16 protein-coding genes are annotated in these 20,841 nt (G+C 57.7%); 9 read left to right on the top strand and 7 right to left on the bottom strand.

What is annotated here, in order from left to right; genetic code table 11:
• Window positions 1-126 precede the first annotated feature (126 nt).
• Window positions 127-2,067, top strand: coding sequence for a type VI secretion system Vgr family protein (locus tag AC30D9_RS08025; protein WP_490143849.1), 1,941 nt, complete (start codon window positions 127-129; stop codon window positions 2,065-2,067).
• 45 nt (window positions 2,068-2,112) lie between these two features.
• Here the strand turns inward: AC30D9_RS08025 and AC30D9_RS08020 are convergent, their stop codons facing one another.
• From AC30D9_RS08020 to AC30D9_RS08010, 3 genes are read right to left on the bottom strand one after another with little or no spacing between them, the layout of a single operon-like run.
• A complete protein-coding gene (locus AC30D9_RS08020; RefSeq protein ID WP_490143848.1) occupies window positions 2,113-2,646 on the bottom strand; it encodes a hypothetical protein in 534 nt (177 codons plus the stop codon).
• The gene (locus AC30D9_RS08015; protein ID WP_307572825.1) at window positions 2,643-3,941 is read right to left on the bottom strand and encodes a PAAR domain-containing protein; all 1,299 of its coding nucleotides are present in this window, start codon (window positions 3,939-3,941) and stop codon (window positions 2,643-2,645) included. Before AC30D9_RS08015 ends, AC30D9_RS08020 begins: the two co-directional genes overlap by 4 nt.
• A gap of 54 nt (window positions 3,942-3,995) precedes the next feature.
• Window positions 3,996-4,430 (bottom strand): DUF1795 domain-containing protein, encoded by a 435-nt coding sequence (locus AC30D9_RS08010; protein ID WP_109752755.1) that lies wholly within the window; start codon window positions 4,428-4,430, stop codon window positions 3,996-3,998.
• A 248-nt stretch (window positions 4,431-4,678) separates the two neighbouring features.
• Between AC30D9_RS08010 and AC30D9_RS08005 the strand changes: the two genes are divergently transcribed.
• The 4 genes from AC30D9_RS08005 to AC30D9_RS07990 all read left to right on the top strand — a co-directional run bounded on the left by AC30D9_RS08005 (window position 4,679) and on the right by AC30D9_RS07990 (window position 12,496).
• On the top strand, window positions 4,679-6,610 hold the full coding sequence (locus AC30D9_RS08005; protein WP_490143847.1) for a type VI secretion system Vgr family protein: 1,932 nt from the start codon (window positions 4,679-4,681) through the stop codon (window positions 6,608-6,610).
• A gap of 18 nt (window positions 6,611-6,628) precedes the next feature.
• Window positions 6,629-7,063, top strand: coding sequence for a DcrB-related protein (locus AC30D9_RS08000; protein WP_186729956.1), 435 nt, complete (start codon window positions 6,629-6,631; stop codon window positions 7,061-7,063).
• A 551-nt stretch (window positions 7,064-7,614) separates the two neighbouring features.
• Entirely contained in the window at window positions 7,615-12,009 is a 4,395-nt protein-coding gene (locus AC30D9_RS07995) for an RHS repeat-associated core domain-containing protein (RefSeq protein WP_490143846.1), read from the top strand.
• Window positions 12,010-12,022: 13 nt separating this feature from the next.
• Complete coding sequence (locus AC30D9_RS07990; RefSeq protein WP_490143845.1) at window positions 12,023-12,496, top strand: SMI1/KNR4 family protein; 474 nt, start codon at window positions 12,023-12,025, stop codon at window positions 12,494-12,496.
• A 126-nt stretch (window positions 12,497-12,622) separates the two neighbouring features.
• Here the strand turns inward: AC30D9_RS07990 and AC30D9_RS07985 are convergent, their stop codons facing one another.
• The gene (locus tag AC30D9_RS07985) at window positions 12,623-12,991 is read right to left on the bottom strand and encodes a hypothetical protein (RefSeq protein ID WP_307572837.1); all 369 of its coding nucleotides are present in this window, start codon (window positions 12,989-12,991) and stop codon (window positions 12,623-12,625) included.
• A gap of 224 nt (window positions 12,992-13,215) precedes the next feature.
• Here AC30D9_RS07985 and AC30D9_RS07980 point away from each other — a divergent pair, with 224 nt between their 5' ends.
• Together AC30D9_RS07980 and AC30D9_RS07975 are read left to right on the top strand one after the other, a co-directional pair.
• The gene (locus AC30D9_RS07980) at window positions 13,216-14,415 is read left to right on the top strand and encodes a hypothetical protein (protein WP_307572839.1); all 1,200 of its coding nucleotides are present in this window, start codon (window positions 13,216-13,218) and stop codon (window positions 14,413-14,415) included.
• Between the two features lie 668 nt (window positions 14,416-15,083).
• Window positions 15,084-15,443, top strand: a complete 360-nt coding sequence (locus AC30D9_RS07975) for a DUF6124 family protein (RefSeq protein ID WP_490143989.1) — start codon at window positions 15,084-15,086, stop codon at window positions 15,441-15,443.
• A gap of 827 nt (window positions 15,444-16,270) precedes the next feature.
• Here the strand turns inward: AC30D9_RS07975 and AC30D9_RS07970 are convergent.
• A complete protein-coding gene (locus AC30D9_RS07970; RefSeq protein WP_490143844.1) occupies window positions 16,271-17,173 on the bottom strand; it encodes a hypothetical protein in 903 nt (300 codons plus the stop codon).
• The gene (locus tag AC30D9_RS07965; RefSeq protein WP_490143843.1) at window positions 17,170-18,573 is read right to left on the bottom strand and encodes an AAA family ATPase; all 1,404 of its coding nucleotides are present in this window, start codon (window positions 18,571-18,573) and stop codon (window positions 17,170-17,172) included. Before AC30D9_RS07965 ends, AC30D9_RS07970 begins: the two co-directional genes overlap by 4 nt.
• A 162-nt stretch (window positions 18,574-18,735) precedes the next feature.
• On the opposite strand from AC30D9_RS07965, the gene AC30D9_RS07960 reads away from it, so the two are divergent.
• The gene (locus AC30D9_RS07960; RefSeq protein ID WP_490143842.1) at window positions 18,736-19,341 is read left to right on the top strand and encodes a hypothetical protein; all 606 of its coding nucleotides are present in this window, start codon (window positions 18,736-18,738) and stop codon (window positions 19,339-19,341) included.
• Window positions 19,342-19,424: 83 nt separating this feature from the next.
• Here the strand turns inward: AC30D9_RS07960 and pdxY are convergent, their stop codons facing one another.
• A complete protein-coding gene (pdxY, locus tag AC30D9_RS07955) occupies window positions 19,425-20,297 on the bottom strand; it encodes a pyridoxal kinase PdxY (protein ID WP_134926504.1) in 873 nt (290 codons plus the stop codon).
• 119 nt (window positions 20,298-20,416) lie between these two features.
• On the opposite strand from pdxY, the gene AC30D9_RS07950 reads away from it, so the two are divergent.
• On the top strand, window positions 20,417-20,839 hold the full coding sequence (locus tag AC30D9_RS07950; protein WP_116833775.1) for a DUF3301 domain-containing protein: 423 nt from the start codon (window positions 20,417-20,419) through the stop codon (window positions 20,837-20,839).
• Window positions 20,840-20,841 lie beyond the last annotated feature (2 nt).

Below are 20,841 nucleotides of genomic sequence, written 5' to 3'. Positions count from 1 at the left end.
GCCTGCTCGCGATGGCGGAGTTACATTCAACATCAATGTTGACTGACACACCGCCATCGCGAGCAGGCTCGCTCCCACAGTTGGGATTGCGTTGCTTCAGCAATTACAACCTGCACGAGACACTCGATGTTATTCAACCAAGCCACACGCCTGGCCAAGATCACCAGCCCCCTGGGACCCGAGGTGCTGTTGCTCAAGGACATGGGCGGCGGTGAAGAATTAGGAAGGCTGTTCAACTACGAGTTGCAGCTGCATTCGCTGGACAACGCCATCGACCTCAACCAACTGCTCGGCAAGCCCATGTGCGTGAGCCTGCAACTGGACGGCGGTGGCGAGCGCTATTTCCATGGCATCGTTGCCCGCTGCAGCCAGAACGTCGACCAGGGCCAGTTCGCCAGCTATCAGGCCACCTTGCGTCCTTGGTTGTGGCTGCTGACCCGCACCTCCGATTGCCGGATTTTCCAGAACCTGACCATTCCGCAGATCATCAAGCAGGTGTTCCGCGACCTTGGGTTTTCCGATTTCGAAGACGCTTTGAGCCAGTCCTACCGCGAGTGGGAATACTGCGTGCAGTATCGCGAGACCAGCTTCGACTTCGTCAGCCGCCTGATGGAACAGGAGGGCATCTATTACTTTTTCCGTCACGAGCAGGGCCGGCATGTGCTGGTGCTGGCCGACGCCTACGGCGCCCACACCAAGGCCCCTGGCTACGGCTCGGTGCCCTACTACCCCAAGAATGAGCAACAGCGCGAGCGTGACCATATCCACGACTGGCACCTGGCCCAGGAAGTCCAGCCCGGCTCATTGGAGCTCAACGACTACGATTTCCAGCGCCCCAGCGCACGCATCGATGTGCGCTCGGCCATGCCCCGCCCGCACACCGCCGGCGACTATCCGCTGTACGACTACCCCGGTGCCTACGTGCAAAGTACCGACGGCGAACACTACGCCCGCACCCGCATCGAAGCCTTGCAGACCCTCCACGAGCAGGTCGAGTTGGCGGGTAACGCGCGGGGGCTGGGCTCGGGGCATCTGTTCAGCCTCACCGGCTTCAGCCGCCAGGACCAGAACCGCGAATACCTGATCGTCGGGGCCCGCTACTACATTTCCCAGGAAAGCGGCGAAACCAACGGCGGCGCGCCATCGGCACAGTTCGAAAGCAGCCTGACCTGCATCGACGCCCAGCAAAGCTATCGCCCGTTGGCGACCACCCACCGTCCTATCGTCAAAGGCCCGCAGACTGCGTTGGTGGTCGGCCCCAAGGGTGAAGAAATCTGGACCGATCAGTTCGGCCGGGTGAAGGTGCATTTCTACTGGGACCGGCATGACCAATCCAACGAAAACAGCTCGTGCTGGATTCGTGTGTCGCAGGCTTGGGCCGGCAAGAATTGGGGATCGGTGCAGATCCCGCGCATTGGGCAGGAGGTGATCGTCAGCTTCCTCGAAGGCGACCCCGACCGCCCCATCGTCACCGGTCGCGTGTATAACGCCGAACAAACCGTCCCCTATGCGTTGCCCGCCAATGCCACTCAGAGCGGCACTAAAAGCCGTTCGAGCAAGGGCGGCACGCCGGCGAATTTCAACGAAATTCGCATGGAAGACAAGAAAGGCGCCGAGCAGTTGTACATCCACGCCGAGCGCAACCAGGACATCGTGGTCGAGGTGGATGAAAGCCATTTGGTGGGCCACGACCGCAACAAAAGCATCGGCCACAACGAAACCGTACGGATTGGCGAGGACCGACTGCGAGCGGTACAGCGCAATGATGCATTACTCGTCGGCGGAGCCAAGAGCGACAGCATCAGTACCCAATACCTCGTGGAAGCGGGTTCGCAGATTCGACTGGTGTGCGGCAAAAGCGTGCTGGAGTTCAATGCCAGTGGCGAGATCAACATCTCGGGCACCGCGTTCAACATCTACGCCAGCGGCAATGGCAACATCGACACCGGCGGGCGTTTGGACCTCAATTCCGGTGGTGCCAGCGAAGTGGATGCCAAGGGCAAGGGCATCAAGGGTGTGATCGATGCGGCGGTAAAGGCATTGTTCCCGGCTAAGGGCAAACACTGAGGTTCACCGCCGGAGCAACCCCAGCCTGACTGCACCATCAATCACTCAGAGGTTGACCGGCACGAAGTCAGGGCCGCCCAGCTTATCCCGGACGAACAGGGCGGTGCGCATCAGCGGCCCCCACAAGCCGTTCTGGCTGTTCCAGGTGCCACCCGCCCACCGCGTATCCTGAACAAGCTCGGCCTTGTTGAGCTCAAGCTGCCGCTGGAGGGCCAGCGCCACGGCGCCCATATCGATCTCGAACAAGTCGGCATAAAGCCCGGCGGGTTGTGCCTGCTTTTTGCTCAGGCAAAACCGGTAGTACCAGACCCACACCGCTGCGACATAAATCGCCCGATTACGATCAGGATAGGTTGCGAGAATCTTGAGCAAAGCCGCCACGAAGCGCCCGGGAAACTGAGGGTCACGGGTCTGTTGCCAGTAAGGCAGCACCAGCGAATCGAAAGCCGCGACGATGTTCTGCGGCTCTTCATTGTCATTCCTGGCTTCTTGAAAGTAGAACGGTTCGCCGACAAGGAATTTATCCAGCTCGTCATTGGCCAGGGCCAGCAGCAATACGTTGTCTAGGTTGGCACTCATTGGACTCTCACTACATCCGGGTTCGCGAGCAGGAAATTGATGTCGTTATTGTGTGGGATGCCCACATTATCCATGACCGCTTCGCGCATACCGCCAGGATGGGTCAGGCCGCCAGGACGCCATAGCGGGTTCGCCCCATATTCGTTGCCGGTTGGCATGACCACCTTGGGGTTGCTCAAGTCCATCATGTAGATCTCTTTGCCGGCCAGGCTGCCCGGGTCATAGCCCAGGGCAGACTCCAACAGCGAAACGTCGCCGGTCTTGTTGAACTCAGCCACCACACCATGCAGATCCGACTTTGCCATGACGTATTTATTAGGGCTAAAGGTCTGGTACATGGGGTTTGCGATATCATCGGGCGTAAATAGAAACGCGCCGCCTTCATCCTGGAAGACTTTGAGATGCTTGTCGATATAGGACGCCTCGAGGTAATCGGCAGGATCCTTCGGGCGGCTGAACTTGGGCATCGAAGCGATATCGTCCGATGTGTAGCCCGGTTTGAAGGTCACCGAGCGGGGCTTGGGTGCAGCACCGATTTTCGCCATTTTCGGGCCCAGGCCCAAAAGCGCCATCCCTGCCACGCCTTGCAGCAGGTCCCGATAACCCGGCCCCAAGCGATCCCCCAGGTCCCCCAGCAACGCCATGCCAGCCATCATCGCGCCGCCGATCACCACGAAACCGACCAGAGCGGCAACACCAGCCATGGCCGCGAGAATCGCCGCGCCCCCCATGGCCAACAACCCCAACGCTTCCAACCCGGTATGCATCCAGCCTTCGAGATCCAGGACAAACGCCACCGACACCGTCGGCCCACCGATGAAAGTGTTCGGGCTGCCGCTCTTGATGTGGGCACCGCAGACCATTTTGCTGTGCAGGCGCGCCGCCGGTTTGCCGTTGATGAAAACCGTGGCGCTGCCTTCAGCGATCAGCACCGGGAAAGGCCAGATCGGATGGTTCATCGGCAGCCCGGTGCAGGAGGACGAAATGTCTTCGCCCGCCCGCATGGCATTGCGGTCGTTGATGTAGACGTTGAAGCTGCCCATTATCAACGCCCCCGTGGTGGGCTCGGGCAGGTTGAAGATGGTGGAGAGGCCTTTGACGATCTGGAACATCGACAAGCCGCCCGCGGCAATCGAGCCGGCCATGATGGCCAGCGCCACGCCGCCCGTGGCGACGGTTGCGGCAACGACCGCCGCACCGATCAAGGCACCGGCCACGGCACCGGCGATCATCGCGGCCATCCCGAACCCGTGGGCTATTTCGTCACCCAGACGTGCTGCCGCCTGTGCATCCATTGCGTGCATCTACCTTACTGATGTGTATGCCTGCTCAGTGGGACGTGTCGATGCTCAGACAATCGGAGGCTGTGGCTTGAACGAATGCATCGCCAGCTTCCAGGCCGGCTCGTGATAGGCGAAGTCGGTCGGTGTGGTGGTCAAGGTAGTGATCAGCACCGACGGCTTACGCTCGATGAACACCTGGCGCAGCATCAGTTCGCGCCCTTCGCGTTGCCAGGTGTAATCCAGCAACGTGGTGGTGTGCCCCTGCAGCACCGTGTCCCAGCGCTGAACCAGCTTGAAGCCGGGCAGTTGCTGCTCTGCGCTTTTGAGCTGGCGGTCGACGTATTCCGCGAATGGCGCGTCGCCCTGGGAGGCATCGCGGCTGATGACGAAACTGGCTTCTTTAGCAGGGCCGACTGCCGGCAGCTTGAAAATATTGATGCTCTGGTCCTGCCAGGCATCGGGAATTTCGAGATCGGCTTCTTGAATGCGGTAAGAGGTCACAGTAATCGCTTTCCATGGACGTGAGGTGACGCGCGAAGGAGCAGATATTCAAGTAATGCCTGGTAACAATCAAGAACCGGGTTCCTCTGCCCCAAGTAACGAACTACATTATGCGATCAGCGTCACTACTCTGGCGATTTCATGCCTGTGCACGCGCTGTCAAAGGGCGTGATCGCTTGATCTTCAACGTCAAAAGCCGGCAATCTTGCGCAGCGTCAAATGGACTGCGGCAGCGATAAGGACAACCGATGCTATTCAACCAAGCCACACGCCTGGCCAAGATCACCAGCCCCCTGGGACCCGAGGTGCTGTTGCTCAAGGACATGGGCGGCGGTGAAGAATTAGGAAGGCTGTTCAACTACGAGTTGCAGCTGCATTCGCTGGACAACGCCATCGACCTCAACCAGCTGCTCGGCAAGCCCATGTGCGTGAGCCTGCAACTTGATGGCGGTGGCGAGCGGCACTTCCATGGCATCGTCGCCCGCTGCAGCCAGAACGTCGACCAGGGCCAGTTCGCCAGCTACCAGGCCACCCTGCGCCCATGGTTGTGGTTGCTGACCCGCACTTCCGATTGCCGGATTTTCCAGAACCTGACCATCCCGCAGATCATCAAGCAGGTGTTCCGCGACCTGGGCTTTTCCGATTTCGAAGACGCCTTGAGCCAGTCCTACCGCGAGTGGGAATACTGCGTGCAGTATCGCGAGACCAGCTTCGACTTCGTCAGCCGCCTGATGGAGCAGGAAGGCATCTACTACTTCTTCCGCCATGAACAGGGCCGGCATGTGCTGGTGCTGGCCGACGCCTACGGCGCCCACACCACGGCCCCCGGCTACGACGCGGTGCCCTACTACCCGAAGAACGAGCAGCAGCGCGAACGCGACCACATCCACGACTGGCACCTGGCCCAGGAAGTCCAGCCCGGCTCATTGGAGCTCAACGACTACGATTTCCAGCGCCCCAGCGCACGCATCGACGTGCGCTCGGCCATGCCCCGCCCGCACACCGCCGGCGATTATCCGCTGTACGACTACCCCGGCACCTACGTGCAAAGCGCCGACGGCGAACACTACGCCCGCACTCGTATCGAAGCCTTGCAGACCCTCCACGAACAGGTGGAACTTGCCGGCAATGCCCGGGGCTTGGGCTCGGGGCATCTGTTCACGCTTACCGGCTTCAGCCGCCAGGACCAGAACCGCGAATACCTGATCGTCGGCGCCCGCTACTACATTTCCCAGGAAAGCGGCGAAACCAACGGCGGCGCGCCGACCGCACAGTTCGAAAGCAGCCTGACCTGCATCGATGCCCAGCAAAGCTATCGCCCGTTGGCGACCACCCACCGCCCTATCGTCAAAGGCCCGCAGACTGCGCTGGTGGTCGGCCCCAAGGGTGAAGAAATCTGGACCGATCAGTTTGGCCGGGTGAAGGTGCATTTCTACTGGGACCGGCACGACCAGTCCAACGAAAACAGCTCGTGCTGGATTCGTGTGTCGCAGGCGTGGGCCGGCAAGAATTGGGGCTCGATGCAGATCCCGCGCATCGGCCAGGAAGTCATCGTCAGCTTCCTCGAAGGCGACCCGGACCGGCCCATCATCACCGGTCGCGTCTACAACGCCGAGCAGACCGTGCCCTACGACCTGCCGGAAAACGCGACCCAGAGCGGCATGAAAAGCCGTTCGAGCAAGGGCGGCACGCCGGCGAACTTCAATGAAATCCGCATGGAAGACAAGAAAGGCGCCGAGCAGTTGTACATCCATGCCGAGCGTAACCAGGACATCGTGGTCGAGGTCGATGAAAGCCACTCGGTCGGCCATGACCGCAACAAGTGCATCGGCCACAACGAGACGGTGACCATCGGCAACAACCGCCTGCGCATCGTCAAGCAGGAGGACATTCTCTCGGTGGGCCAGCGCAAGACCGACAGCATCAGCCAGAGCTACGTCATCGAAGTGGGCGAGAACCTGCGCCTGGTGTGCGGTGAAAGCATCCTGGAGCTCAACGCCAGCGGCCAGATCAACCTGACCGGCGTGCAGATCAGCTTCTACGCCAGCGGCGATGCCGAGTTCAACACCGGCGGCGTGCTGCATCTGAACAACGGTGGCGGCCCCGGTGCCACGCCGGACGGCCAAGGCGTCAAGGGCAGTATCGACGCCAACATCAGCGCCGCGTTCCCCAAGGGCTAACTTCGAGATTTATGCGCCATGACTTACCGTCTCAATGAATTCCAGCTCCAGCTGCCGCCAAGCGAGTTGCTGGACGCGACGATCAACATTCTCAAGTTCCCTGAGCTGGGCACCTCCTTGATCGTCAGCCGCAGCCTGCTGACCGAGGGCGAAACCCTGCAAAGCAATCTCGACGACCAGCTCAAGCGCCTGGAAAAACAGGTCCAGCAACTGCGCTGCCAACCGGGCGCGACCGTACGCGTGGGTGCCAACCAGGAAGTCGAAGCCATCGAATTGCGCAGCCAGTTCAACAAGGGCAACGAAAAGGTTTTCCAGTATCAGCTCGCGCTGGTACTGCCCGGCACTCGCAAGATGCTTGCCCTGAGCTATGTGAAAGCCGAGAAACTGGGCGATGCCGAAGCGGCGCATTGGGCGACGATCAAGGGGTCGCTGGTGTTCGACACTCCGGCCTGACACCCCATCCCTGTGGGAGCGAGCCTGCTCGCGATAGCGGTGGGTCAGGCACTGATGAGGTTGACTGAAAGAGCCCCATCGCGAGCAGGCTCGCTCCCACAGGGGGTTTGGTGGCGTCAAGGAAGTGGAAGGCACCATCGATCAAAATGTGGGAGCGAGCCTGCTCGCGACAGCGGTGGGTCAGGCACTGATGAGGTTGACTGAAAGGGCCCCATCGCGAGCAGGCTCGCTCCCACAGGGATTTGGTGGCGTCAAGGAAGTGGAAGGCACCATCGATCAAAATGTGGGAGCGAGCCTGCTCGCGATAGCGGTGGGTCAGACGCTAGTGATGTTGACTGGTCAGACGTCATCGCGAGCAGGCTCGCTCCCACAGGGGGTTTGGTGGCGCCAAGGAAGTGGAAGGCATCATCGCTCCCACAGGGACAAACCGAAGCGGATCAAGCGCCTGAAAATGGCATTAACGAGCATGCCGTAACCCACAAGGACAACAGGCGCAATGGAAGGCATCAAATTGCTTGAACACACGGTCATCAACCACCTGAGCACCCTGCATGTCTGACGCGCTCTGGGCCGCCCGCCTGGGCGATGCACTGAACCACACCTCGATGATGGCCGACATCCTTGGCGGCGTATTGGAGGTGGCGGCCAACATCGCGATCACCGCCCTGGCGACCGCCGCCGTGGTCGCGGCCACGGGCATCACCGTCGTCACCGGCGGCCTGGGCTGCTTCGTCCTGGGCCTGGTGGTGGGCACCGTCGTCGGCCTGGCCATGAGCAAGACCGGGGCCGACAAAGGCCTGAGCAATTTATGCGAGGGCATCGGCAACGCCCTCTTTCCGCCCACGGTGCAGGCCAACATCCTCACCGGCTCCAAGGACACCTTTACCAACAACATCCCCTCGGCCCGCGCCGCTGGAGCGGTTGTTTCCCATGTCGCGCCGGCCGGCACCGAACTGGAAATGCCCGAGCCGGAAGAAGAGCCTAGCTACCTGGACATGGCCGGGAATTTCTTTTCGCAGATGTGGCGCCCTACTGTCGCCTCGCCCGCCCCCGGTACGGAAACCCGGCCGGAAGACCTGGTCATCTGCACCAAGCACCCACCGATGCCACCGCAGTTCATGGCCGAAGGCTCGGACAAAGTCACCATCAACGGCCAGCCCGCCGTGCGCAGCGGCGACCGCAGCACCTGCGATGCGACGGTGGTGTCGTCCGGGTTGATTTCGTCCAACGTGACCATTGGCGGCGGTTCGGTGGTGGTGCGCGAGATCCGCAGCGGCAAGACCCCGGGCGTGGGCCTGGCGGTCACGGCGCTGCTGATGCTCAAGGGCGGCAAAGGCAAGTTCTTCAGCAAACTGCCGTGCATGCTGGTGGGCGGCGCGGTATCCATGGCCGCCAGCAGCGCGGCGAACGCGGCCGCCAATGCTGCCATGGGTTCGTCGAACCCGGTGCATGCCGCCACGGGCGCCAAAGTGCTGGGCGGTGATGAAGAGCTGGATTTCGTCTTGCCCGGCATCCTGCCGATTGACTGGCAGCGCGTCTACAACAGCCGCGACGAGCGCCGCGACAGCCTGTTCGGCGCCGGCTGGAGCGTCGCCTACGAAGTCCAGGTGCAAATCCTGCCCCACCCCGACGGCGGTGAAACCCTGGTCTACACCGACGAACAGGGCCGCCCTATCGACATGGGTTCCATCCCCTTGGGCGGCGCGGTGTTCAGCGCCGGCGAAGGCCTGGCCGTGCGCCGCCATGTGAACGGGCAATTGTTGATCGAAAGCGAAAACGGCCTGTACCGTTTGTTCGAACCTTCGCCAGCCAACCCATCCCACCTGCGCCTGAGCCAACTGGGTGACCGCAACGACAACCGCATCCACCTCGACTACGACGACGCCGGACGCCTGGTGCGGCTACGCGACACTTTCGACCTGGTGCACGTCGAGCTGATTCGCGAAGGCGAGCGCGTCACCCAGATTGAACGCCTCTACCCCGACCAGACGCGGGAAGTGCTGGTCAGCTACGCCTACGACGCGGCGAACAGCCTTACCGAAGTACGCGATGCCACCGGCCAGGTACAACGGCGCTTCAGCTATGACGCCGGGCAACGGATGGTCGAGCATCAGTTGCCCACCGGCCTGCGCTGCTTCTACGAATGGGCGCTGATCGAAGACCAGGAATGGCGCGTGGTGCGGCACTGGACTGACGAAGGCGACGCCTACCAGTTCGACTATGACCTCAAGGCCGGCATCACCCGCATCAGCGACAGCCTGCAACGGGTCAGCATCCGGCACTGGAACAGCCAGCACCAGATCACCCAATTCAGCGACAACCTCGGCCAGACCTGGTTGTTCGAATGGAACGATGAGCGCCAGTTACTCAGCGCCACCGATCCACAGGGCGGCCAGTTCCAATTCAGCTACGACGAAGCCGGCAACCTCATCAGCGAAACCGACCCGTTGGGCCGCAGCGAATCCACCCTCTGGCTCGAACACTGGGCCCTGCCGCTGGTGGACACCGACGCCGCCGGCAATAGCTGGAAGTACCGCTACGATCAACGCGGCAACTGCATCGCCGAAACCGATCCGCTGGGGCATGTCACCCGCTACCGCTACGACACCCACGGCCAGGTCGTGGAGATCATCGACGCCACCGGCAAGAGCAAGAAGCTGCGCTGGAACCCGTTCGGCCAATTAGTGGAACACGTCGATTGCTCGGGTTACCCGACCCGCTTCAGCTACGACGCGCGCGGTTATCTGCAAACCATCACCGACGCCCTCGGCGAACGCACCCAGTTCAGCTACGACGCCCAGGGGCGCTTGCTCAGCAGCCAACTGCCGGACGGCCGCACCGAGCACTATCAGCGCGACATCGCCGGCCAACTCACTGGCTACACCGACCCGGCCGGGCACACCACGCTCTACCAACACAACCGCCGCGGCCAGGTTCGTCAACGCACCGACGCCCAGGGCCGGCAAGTGCAGTTCGCCTACGACAGCTTCGGCCGCCTGCAAGCGCTGACCAACGAGAATGGCGAAAGCTACCGGTTCGCCTGGGATGCCGGGGATCGGCTGGCCGAACAACAAGACCTGGATGGCAGCGCCAAGCGCTACAACTACGACCGCCTCGACAACGTCGCGGCGGTGACGGCACTTCCGGCACCGTACGGCACGGGCCTGGCGATCATTCCTGAAGCGCCGCTGGCCCCCATCTTCCATCGCCTGGAACGCGACGCCGCGGGCCGGCTGATCGCCAAAACCACCGACGATGGCCGCACCGAGTACACCTACGACCCGCTGGACCAACTCATCACCGTCACCTTCACCGACCTGCAGGGCAACGCGCAAACCCTGAGCTTCGCCTACGATGCCCTCGGCCAGTTGCTCGCCGAAAACAGCGCCGCCGGCAGCCTGCAACACCACTACGACGAACTCGGCAACCTGATCCAGACCCAACTGCCCGATGGCCGCTGGGTCAACCGCCTGTATTACGGCAGCGGCCACCTGCACCAGATCAACCTCGACGGCCAGGTCATCAGCGACTTCGAACGCGACCGCCTGCACCGCGAAGTGCTGCGCACCCAAGGGCAGATCAGCACCCGCAGCGAATACGACCGCAGCGGCCGCCTGCGCGCGCGACAACGCCGGCACAGCGGCCAACCCTCGCTGCTGCCGGCGGCGGTGCAAAAACACTTCGAGTACGACCCCGCTGACCACCTCATCGGCAAACTCGACCAGCAACCCGCCGCACAACAGCGCCAGCTCCTGCACTACGACGCCACCGGCCGCATCATCGCCAGCCAGGACAGCCTGCACGGCCAGCGCGAGACCTTCACCTACGACGCCGCCGCCAACCTGCTGGACGGCCCGGCCCCTGGGGCCGGGCTGGTGGTGCACAACAAACTGCTGACCTACCAGGACAAACGCTACCGCTACGACGCCTTCGGCCGGATGATCGAAAAACGCAGCGCCAAACGTGGCGTGCAACACTTCGCCTATGACGCCGAGAGCCGCTTGATCGAAGTACGTAACGACGACGGCAGCGTGGTGAAAATGGCCTACGACCCGCTGGGCCGACGCATCGAAAAAACCGAACACGACAACCACGGCTACCCGCTGGGCGAAACGCGTTTCACCTGGGACGGCCTGCGCCTGTTGCAGGAACACCGTCACCAGCAAACCAGCCTGTACCTCTACGAAGACGACGGCTACGAACCCCTGGCCCGCGTCGACGGCAGTGGCCCGCTGCAAAAGATCCGCTACTACCACAACGACCTCAACGGCCTGCCGGAACAACTCACCGAAGCCGATGGGCACAATGTGTGGCAGGCCACGTATCGAGTGTGGGGCAACACGCTGGAAGAAGTGCGCGAGCCGTATTACATCGAAGAGCAGAACCTGCGGTTCCAGGGGCAATACCTGGACCGGGAAACCGGGCTGCATTTCAATACGTTCAGGTTTTATGATCCGGATGTGGGGCGGTTTACTACGCCGGATCCGATTGGGTTGGAAGGTGGGCTCAATCTTTACCAATACGCTCCGAACCCTATCGGTTGGGCGGATCCATGGGGCTGGGCGTTTGCAGGGGTGGACTTCACTGGAAGCAGTGACCTGTTCCCGATAACGGGCTCACAAAAGAATATCGTGACCATCAAGATGCAAGGCTCAAGGGGACGCGACTTCACGCAGGCCTTCAAAGAGGCCGGTATCTCTAAGAAAGCAGCGACGGACTACACCTGGCACCACGTTGATGACTTCAACCCCAAAACCGGGACAACCACGATGCAGCTCGTTAAAACGACCGCACATGAGGCTACGTTCCCGCATGGCGGTTCAGTCGCACAATATGAAAAACACTTCAAGGTTAAGTACGAGAGCCCTGAGTCAGTCCTTGCGGCCTCCAAAAAAGGTTGGCTGGCCAACAAGATCCCTAAAGCCAAAGCTGGGCGCTGCTCATAAACGGAGATTAACGATGCTTGAAAATACATTCTCAAATGCCAAAGCAGCCATCACGCAAGCGGACTTGGATCTCTTGGAGTCCGCTATTGGCAAGAAGCTACCCACGCCCTTTAGAAACCATTACCTCAAGTACAACGGTGGCGTACCGGAGCGCACCTACTGGGTCGGCGATGATTTCGACGAGCCACTGGAAGTGGCTGCCTTCAAGCCAATTGCTGGCGGTGACTCCACGGTGCTATCCACCTACCAGTTGATGCTGAAGAAGCAGGTACTTCCTGCGCACCTATTACCTTTCGCAAATGACTGGGGTGGCAACTTCTTTTGCCTGAACCTTGATACCGAAGCTGTTAGCTATTTCACGACTGATAGCTTCGATAGCGATCTCAGCCCTGAAGAGAATCAGGCTCAATCCGAAAAACTGATCTGCTCGAACTTCCTCCGCTTCGTTCAAGGGCTGAACGATGAGGAAGATTTGGACGAGGAATAAATCAGAGAGCGCCACAGGATTTGCTCCGAAACGCAAACCCCGTGGCGAGGGAGCGTGCTCCCGCTGGGCAGGAACATGCCTAATCCCGCAAGCTCTCCTAACGCCGATCCAGCGCCAGTGCGCGGGTTAATAGACCATTATGCAAATGGGGTAACGGCATTCATCACCCTGCCCGAAGACTCTTATGAGACTGATCTTGTTGTTTTCCGGAATATGGACCGAGAGCTCGTATCCAGGAAAACGCTGGCTTCCAAAATTCTCTTTTGGCTCAAGTATTTCGGGCGGAGGGCCCTCACCTTCTTGGACTTTGATGGGCACCGTAGTGTTATTCCTGATCTGTATCGTGACGGGAGCCGCAGGCGTTGCGCCTTGAGCCTGAGCGGCAACTGCGGTGACCTTCACCTCTGAGGCGGCTACCGTTGTATCGGCGTTCGTTGATTGCAGAGCAAACGCAAAGAGCAAGACGACGAGGTGGAACCATCTTTTGATGTCCATTTTCGGTGTCCTTGATCAGATTGAGGAAGCTCGCCAAGCAGCGCTCTTCGAGACTTGATTTAACAACCTGTTTGGCAAGGCGTCACCTGTAAGAACTAACAGGTCGTTGGAAAAATCCTACACGAGCGGTCACGTCAAAAATCTTTTCCGGGTTTGGTCGCAGACAGTGATTCCATGAGCTATACCAAAGTGCCATCAGCGCCATGCAAAGGGAGCCATGCGCCATGAAGGGGACTTTGTTAGGTTTGATCGTTGTGTCTATCGCCGGATGCGCCAACCTGAACAGTATCTACCGGACATTCGATGTCTCCCGTGGGGAAAGCTCCATGAGCGATATCCGACAGCGAGCCATACTGGTAGCCCCCAATGAGAACATCACCAAAAAATACGACGCGACCGGAAAGCTCGTTTCGCAGGAGTACAGAAAGAACGGGGTGTTCGTTTGCGCAGAACCAAGCCCCGACGCAATGGCTTCCCTTGCTTATGAGCTGGCGGCAAAAGGGGGTTACCCAGAGAAGGCAAGCGGTGAATTGGCGTTCGCCATGCAGGACGGGGCCGCATTCACGGGCATACGCACACAGAGCATCCAATTGCTCCGGGATTTCGGCTATCGCTTGTGTGAAAGCTACCTGTCTGGCGCGATAAGCGCCCCTCAATATGACCTTCTCATGAGGCGATTCCAAAAGAATACGGTCGCCCTCCTGGCAATTGAACAGCTGACCGGAGCGATCAAAGCCCCTCCCATAGCCCTCACGACAAGTGGCCGGGCTGAAGCGACAAAATCACTGTCCGAACAGAGAGCTGAGCGAGAGAAGGTCAGCGATAGAATTACCGCCCTGGAAACCGAAAAAACGGCAGTAGACAAAAAAATCAGTGATGCCAAAAAAGCCAATGCCAACGCTGACACTTCGGAACTGGATCAGACCGCTGCGGGCCTAGCGGAAAAAATCAAAAACCTGAAAGACGATAGAAACGTTATCGACAGCGCAATAGCCGAAACAAAAGGTGTGATTGCGGATGGCGAAGTAAAGGTAAAAATAGAAACCTCGGGCATGGGCAGCCAACGATCGGATGCCCACATTCAACAAATAGCGAAAACAGTCGAAGGCATCGTCAATAACATCGTGCTCGCCGATGATGAACAGCAACTGTGCATGTCGGCTCTTTTGCTGCCGAACCCGAATGAAGGCCAGAAAAATTTCGCGGATTGGTGCATCAAGGTAATGCGCACCCAGGCTGAAGCCCGAGATGCCTTGATGAAAAATACAAAACTCAAGATGGACCAAGCACAGGCAGTTTTGGACAGTGGTGGGGCCAACACGACAGAAAAAGACAAAGCAAGGCAGGACCTTGCCAACCTTCAGAAAGCGTTGGAAGGACTTGGGAAAGGCCCGGGACTGTACAGCCTGTCCTTGGATCGATAGCGCATCGTGGGCCTGTCGATATCGCCCGCTGCGCACGGGTAGCCAAAGGACAGAGGAACAGAACGAAGCGTCGAGCTGAACTGCCTCGACGCTTCTTTATTGATCGCGCCTAGCTATACCAAAAAATGTGAGTTCATTGCTGGCGAACCGAGTGCTGGATAACGTCCACCCACGCTAACCGCTACACCACCCGTGGCGAGGGGATTTATCCCCGCTGGGCTGCGCAGCAGCCCCAAAAAGATCGGCGCATTCCTACAGAAAAACCACTGCGCGACCGAGCGGGAGCAAGCTCCCTAGCCGCGAATCCTGAGTATTACGAAGGCTTGTTTATTCTCCCTCCACAACGCTTCCACCCAGCTACGAATCCTTGCGCCATTGCCTACAACTACGCCAGAATCCGCCCGCTTGTGCGCCTTGCTCCCGGGTTCTATCGTTTCCCTGCCACTGCCCATCAGTGGTCGGGTTTAGTAGCCCTGGTTGGAAATACATAATGGTTGCATGAGTCTCATCAGTCAGGCGTTGCCTGCACTTGATGGTGGCTGTGCGCATGGCGCCTTCGGGCGCGCCGGGCTTTTATGTATTTTCCACCGGTCTACTAACTTGCGCACAGCTGCCACCCCTTCGTTTAGTAGCGAGATGGTTGCGGCCTACTAGAGGGAAAAATGCATATGTTCAAGGTAACTCCAAATCCTCCAGAAACAGACAAAACTTCTAACCATTCCAGTAGCAAAAACAGACAACACGACGAAGCCGCTAAACGCGCCTTGGATTACTACCTCCTACCAAAACCGGAAAACTCGGAAGACGCATCCAAACCGGGCCAGCTATTCACCGTGGCAAAAAACGCCGACAACGAATGCCTGCTCGCCAACCTCAGCGAAAACCTGGCATCCGCCGACGCGATGATCAGCAACCTGGCCTTCGACCTCGAAGGCTCCCGCCGCCACATCGCCCTCGGCATCCAGCAACTGATCGAACTGAGTTCATTGCTGGCGAACCGCGTACTGGATAACGTCGACCCACGCTAGCCGCTACACCACCCGTGGCGAGGGGATTTATCCCCGCTGGGCTGCGCAGCAGTCCCAAAAGGCCGGCGCAGTCCTCCAAACAGACCGCTCTAACTGGTCTACGACGGCTGCGCCGCCGAGCGGGAGCAAGCTCCCTCGCCACGGACCGCGTACATCTTGAGGCCAGGTATGTATGTGCTGCCGCCTTCGCGAGCTCGTTCCACAGGGGTTGGCGGTGAGTTCAACCCGAAGGCTTTAAGGGTGTACTGCGAGTCAAGAAAAAATCCGCAAAACCGGCTCAAATGAAGATTTTCTTGGCGAACTGAAAAAAATTTCACGTCAAGTGCTGGAAATTAAGGATTTGCCATGAATTCTGTTGGATACGCTCGGCTACAGGAGTCTAGGGCTTTCAATCTTCCCATTGAGTCGACCGGCACGGGTACAGCCCTTAACCCGAATCGAGCAGATCGAGACAACCTAGGCTGTGCCAGCCAATACAGCCCCCGGTCAGTCGCGAAAGGCAGAAATCGGCCGATTCTGTTGAAAAAGTCGGCCATGGTTTCCACGGTAGAAAAGTACGCGCGTGAGATTAAAATCTTTGCATTGAGCAGAGGATTCCAGGCTCAGATTTCGCGTAGCGGCGCGCAGAAAAGGCATTTTCAGCGGTCAGTATGCAAGCGGTCTGGAAGAGCCGACTTTTTCAACAGAATCGGCCAAAAGCGGCCATTCGCTCGTGGCCGTTTTCGACCCAGAGCGGTCATTGATTTCTGCCAGCTGTAGTGGGCCACTCTACAGACACGTTAATGCTTATACGTATTGGTTCGTTAGAACCACCGAAGAGCCCCCCCCTATGTGCGAATCCAATTCAATACTTGGTTTAGCGGAGTTGCACTACCCTCGGGAAGGGTAGTGACATGTTCTGAATCAAGCTTTAGTTTTTCTATTTTGAAGCCAAACACAATTGATTCAATAGTGGCAGCGTCATAGCCTTCAGTTTCAGCGAGCTTGCCGATACATGCGCGAATTGCCTGTTCTCCTAGGTGACCATGGCATATCCATTGAAGTTTGTCAGATTCAAATTGCCTGGTCTGAGTTAACAATGAATTAGTAGTTTCGAATAAATTGCAGTGGTGACCACGTAGAGCTATTTTGCTATCTAAGCAAGAGCTAGCGGTAAAAGTCGAATTATTTAGCGAGATATTTTCACTCGACAACATCTCATTTGCTCGAGCTACAATTGACAAATTTTTACAGGCGAGCGAGTAAGCTGCGGAGAACTGCAAAATAGCGATATAGTGCGACTCAATCTTTCTAAGATATTTTGCACTTACATTGGTAGGATGAGTGTGGATGATAAAATTTATAAAAGATCCTGGCGTGAACCAGTAGTTTTCAATGGAATGGCCTCGGGTTACAAAGGTGTTTTCGGGAAATAGTGCGGTATCATATTCAAGACTTGTAGCATTTAAACCGTCCCATTCGCGATCAATTAAGCATCGAAAATTATCAGGAGGGCGTCTACTTGCAATATTTTTTATTTTCTCGCGAGCTCCAACAGGTCCAAGGGCTTTATCATCAATCAACGAGGCGTCGTCGATCCAGCAGTTAGCAAAAACGTTGTCTATGTGGTTTTTCTTTAATATAAAATGGGATAATACCTTTTTATCGGTTGCGCCTTCCACCAAAAGCGTTTTATTAGAGCGCAGCCTCACTGCAAGTAAGTAAGCAGAAACGCTGGAGTAACTGCTCATGACAGATCTTCCAGATAAGACTCATCATCTTCCGAGGAAACATTAGATTTGTTAACCGTCGGAGCGAAGATCTGGACAGCGTCGGGATGGTCGGCACCAACTTCAGGTGAATGAGTGCAGGCTATGATTTGACGATTAGCGGCTTGCTGCTCAAGGTTGGCGAGGATAATCCGTTGCCAGTCAATATGCAGCGACAACTCGGGTTCGTCGATCAGAAAAATGCCAGTCGATGCTGTACTCATCCGGCTGGCAGTGAAAAGCATTGTCAAAATCTGCCTTTCCCCGGAAGACAATGTTGTTAAAGGATAAATACTATTATTATCTGTCCGAACGAATGCATACTCGCGCCACCTATTGTGATTTCTCGCAAAATGAGGCGATATCTCAAGTTGCTTTCCATCGAGAAACTTATTCACTGCGCTTTCAAAACTACGAAGCTTTTTAAAAACTCTTTGATTCTCATCCTTCAAACGCTCAAGCATGTCAGCATAAAGCTTTAAAACTCGCTTGGTGGCGTTATTATCTTGATCTCCCGCGAACTTTGCTTGCCGTACTGCATAAGCCAGTTGCTGAGAAGCAGTAACAGAGTGGAGGTTTGCACTATTTTGTGTATCGTCAAGTGCCGTTTTTACGCGTTCAAGAAGAGGTTCGACCTCTCCGTCGCTGGGAGTCTCATCTTTTGATGTAATAGAGTTGAAAACTCCAATAAAGATAGAATTCAACATTTGACTCTGAGCATGGCTTGAGCTAATTTGCGCTTCATTGAATTCCTCACTAATACTGTCAACTACGTCAGCGAGGCCTGGATATCGTATAATCGGAACGAAAGGCCCGAACCAGTCGCGGCACTGTAAGGTTTTAAATGCAACCATGTTGGCGCGCTGCTCATCACGGTGGCGTATAAAGGATGGGTTTTCCTTTGTGATTTCGAACAATTCTTTTCTCTTGATAGCATCGTGATCAGACGATCGGCCGGACTCATAAGAATTACTAGTAGATTTGACTTTCTCAAGAATGGATCTGTACGCCGGCAAATAGACAGGCCTACCTCCAAATGCACTTTTAATTATCTCCTCTTCCGTCGCGCTTAGAATCGGGTACTTTACCTCATCTGATAATCCAATTACTCTCTCATTGAAACAAGCACTGATCAACCCATCGTCGCTTTGGGCCAAGTCCAATGTATCGCCATTGAAACTTGCAACAGAAATTGAGTGAAATTTAATGTGCGAAAAACGAGAAAAATCTAACTCTAAGATATTGGCGATAATGTGGAGGACAGTCGTCTTTCCCTTTCCGTTTTTCCCGTAAATAACGTTTAAACCTTCCGAAAACTGAAGATCTATATCTAGGTAATGGTGAAGCATACGAATCGATAACGACTTGATTGCTGGCTGCATTTTCTTCCCTGGCCTGTATGCTCTTGATCGACTTTCTTGACTTTAGCCTGTGGTAGGGCAATTTGCCATGTCTTCAGCATGTACCCGAAAGCGGTCGTACATGAGCGTCTGCTTCTGGCCGTTAGTGGTCAGATTGTTGTGCCTCCGAGCGACTTCCTCTGGATGCCCCATTGCGACACCATCACCCAACACGCCGCCTGCGAAGTCGCCCTAAAGCATAAACATGGCCTACCGCACCGTCCGGCATTACTGGCCCAACTCCTCCAGACCGGCAATCACTTCATGCTCCCCAGCTACATTCCCGCTTGCTGGGCGACCTTGCGCCGCTGGCAGCAAGCGCACAGCAACGCAAGCACACTGGTGACAAAACGCGAATATGAGTGGATCGATCATGCTCTGACGCGGATTACCCAACAATTGCGCGATGAAGAGCGCTACCTGGCTGGACGGGCAGCACCCAATGGTCGTAGCGACAGATCGATCAACATTGCGCTCATCCGTGAGGTGGACAAGCTGCACAGCACCCGGGCGCGCCTGGCTACGCTGCGTACCGCGTCGGTCAGTGAAAAAGATGTTTATGGGAGCTTGTCGGAACACCCCGAACAACTGGCACACAACCTGGCTCGCTGGCAGGCCCACCCGGAAAACCGAGTGGCCGAGCCGCTGGCTATGGCACCACCCTTGGATGACGGCAGTGAATTGATCTACGGCGCTCACGGGTACGCTGTCGGTAAACCCTACGCGCTGGATCTCGACTCCATCGTCTGACCGGTCAAGGCCAGGCGGTTTACGACGGCTGCGCCGCCGCTATCGCGAGCGGGCTCGCTCCCACTTGGGTGAGCCCTGTTTGATCACATATTGATCGGCACAGCCTCGAACCGTACCCGTGGATGGACGATCCGGTCTTGGGCGCGGATCAGTTGCAGTTCGTAGCTCGTGCAGGCCTGGGTTTCCAGCAGCACTTCATGCACCGCTGCGGCGGTGAATTCGAACGCGGCCACCAGGCTATCGCCCAACAATATCCGCGCCAGGAACAACCCTGACGTCAGGTCGCCCACGCCCACCGGCTGACGCGGGAACGCCAGCAGCGGACGGCGCAGGTGCCAACTGCCCTCGGCGGTCACCAACAGCATTTCGAAGCTGTCGTCGGGTTTGCCAGGGTAAGCCAGGTGCTTGACCAGGACCGCCTTCGGCCCACGGGCCAGCAACGCCCGGGCCATGGCCAGGCAGTCGAGCAACGACTGCGCCTTGCGCCCCGAAAAGCTGTCGAGCTCCAGTTGGTTCGGGCACATGAGGTCTGCCACGGCAGCGGCCTCTTCGAGGAGAAATTCGCTTACCTCGGGTGCCACGATGCAGCCCTTTTCTGGATGCCCCATGACCGGGTCGCACAGGTACAGCGCCTTGGGATTGGCAGCCTTGATCCGCGCCACGCCCGTCAGGATCGCCCGCCCCTGGGCAGCGCTGCCCAAGTAACCGGACAACACCGCATCGCATTGACCCAGCTCACCGATGGCCGCGATGCCTTCGACCAAGGCCGGGATCTGCTCTGGCGCGAGCACTTCGCCGGCCCACTGCCCGTACTGGGTGTGGTTGGAGAACTGTACGGTGTTGAGCGGCCATACGTTCACCCCGACCCGCTGCATCGGAAATACGGCCGCGCTGTTGCCAGCGTGACCGAATACCACGTGAGACTGGATGGCAAGCAGATGAGGTGTACGTTTCATGCGGGAAGTTTCCGTAAAACGATTGAAATTCAAGCCGCGCAGTATGCGACTAAACGCAGCCTGTACGACAGACCAGCGACACAGTTAAGCTGACCGCAACTTGTTGGAGCACTTCGTTCATGCTGACCCTTGGAAATATTTTCGTGCTGATGCTGCTGGCTACCGGCGGCGCCTGGCTGTGGCACAACCATGGCTTGCGCGAACGGGCCTTGGCGAGGGTCATGCAGCATTGTGCCAACCTCAAGATCGAGCTGCTGGACGGCAACGTAGCGCTGAAAAAAATCGGTTTCGTGAAGGATGCCAGCGGACGACGACGCCTGGCACGCGTCTACACCTTCGAATTCACCGTCACCGGTGAAAGCCGCCATTTGGGCACCATTACCCAGTTTGGCGCCCACAGCGCGCACATCGAGCTGGCCCCCTACCCGATGCCCTTCGAAGAAGCCCCGCCACCGCCAATTGAAGCGGTCCAGACCCGGCCCAGGGCTGAGGTCATCGAGTTGAGCCAGTGGCGCCAGGAACACAACAAGTGGAAGCCTTGAAA

This window comes from Pseudomonas sp. DF11 (assembly GCF_058148565.1).
This window is presented reverse-complemented; position numbering and strand designations above follow the sequence as displayed.

Excerpts from the sequence above, each read along its gene's own strand:
- AC30D9_RS08025 (WP_490143849.1), top strand. The coding sequence starts at position 127 with ATGTTATTCAACCAAGCCACACGCCTGGCCAAGATCACCAGCCCCCTG.
- AC30D9_RS08020 (WP_490143848.1), bottom strand. The coding sequence starts at position 2,646 with ATGAGTGCCAACCTAGACAACGTATTGCTGCTGGCCCTGGCCAATGAC.
- AC30D9_RS08015 (WP_307572825.1), bottom strand. The coding sequence starts at position 3,941 with ATGGATGCACAGGCGGCAGCACGTCTGGGTGACGAAATAGCCCACGGG.
- AC30D9_RS08005 (WP_490143847.1), top strand. The coding sequence starts at position 4,679 with ATGCTATTCAACCAAGCCACACGCCTGGCCAAGATCACCAGCCCCCTG.
- AC30D9_RS08000 (WP_186729956.1), top strand. The coding sequence starts at position 6,629 with ATGACTTACCGTCTCAATGAATTCCAGCTCCAGCTGCCGCCAAGCGAG.
- AC30D9_RS07995 (WP_490143846.1), top strand. The coding sequence starts at position 7,615 with ATGTCTGACGCGCTCTGGGCCGCCCGCCTGGGCGATGCACTGAACCAC.
- AC30D9_RS07990 (WP_490143845.1), top strand. The coding sequence starts at position 12,023 with ATGCTTGAAAATACATTCTCAAATGCCAAAGCAGCCATCACGCAAGCG.
- AC30D9_RS07985 (WP_307572837.1), bottom strand. The coding sequence starts at position 12,991 with ATGGACATCAAAAGATGGTTCCACCTCGTCGTCTTGCTCTTTGCGTTT.
- AC30D9_RS07980 (WP_307572839.1), top strand. The coding sequence starts at position 13,216 with ATGAAGGGGACTTTGTTAGGTTTGATCGTTGTGTCTATCGCCGGATGC.
- AC30D9_RS07975 (WP_490143989.1), top strand. The coding sequence starts at position 15,084 with ATGTTCAAGGTAACTCCAAATCCTCCAGAAACAGACAAAACTTCTAAC.
- AC30D9_RS07970 (WP_490143844.1), bottom strand. The coding sequence starts at position 17,173 with ATGAGCAGTTACTCCAGCGTTTCTGCTTACTTACTTGCAGTGAGGCTG.
- AC30D9_RS07965 (WP_490143843.1), bottom strand. The coding sequence starts at position 18,573 with ATGCAGCCAGCAATCAAGTCGTTATCGATTCGTATGCTTCACCATTAC.
- AC30D9_RS07960 (WP_490143842.1), top strand. The coding sequence starts at position 18,736 with ATGCCCCATTGCGACACCATCACCCAACACGCCGCCTGCGAAGTCGCC.
- pdxY (WP_134926504.1), bottom strand. The coding sequence starts at position 20,297 with ATGAAACGTACACCTCATCTGCTTGCCATCCAGTCTCACGTGGTATTC.
- AC30D9_RS07950 (WP_116833775.1), top strand. The coding sequence starts at position 20,417 with ATGCTGACCCTTGGAAATATTTTCGTGCTGATGCTGCTGGCTACCGGC.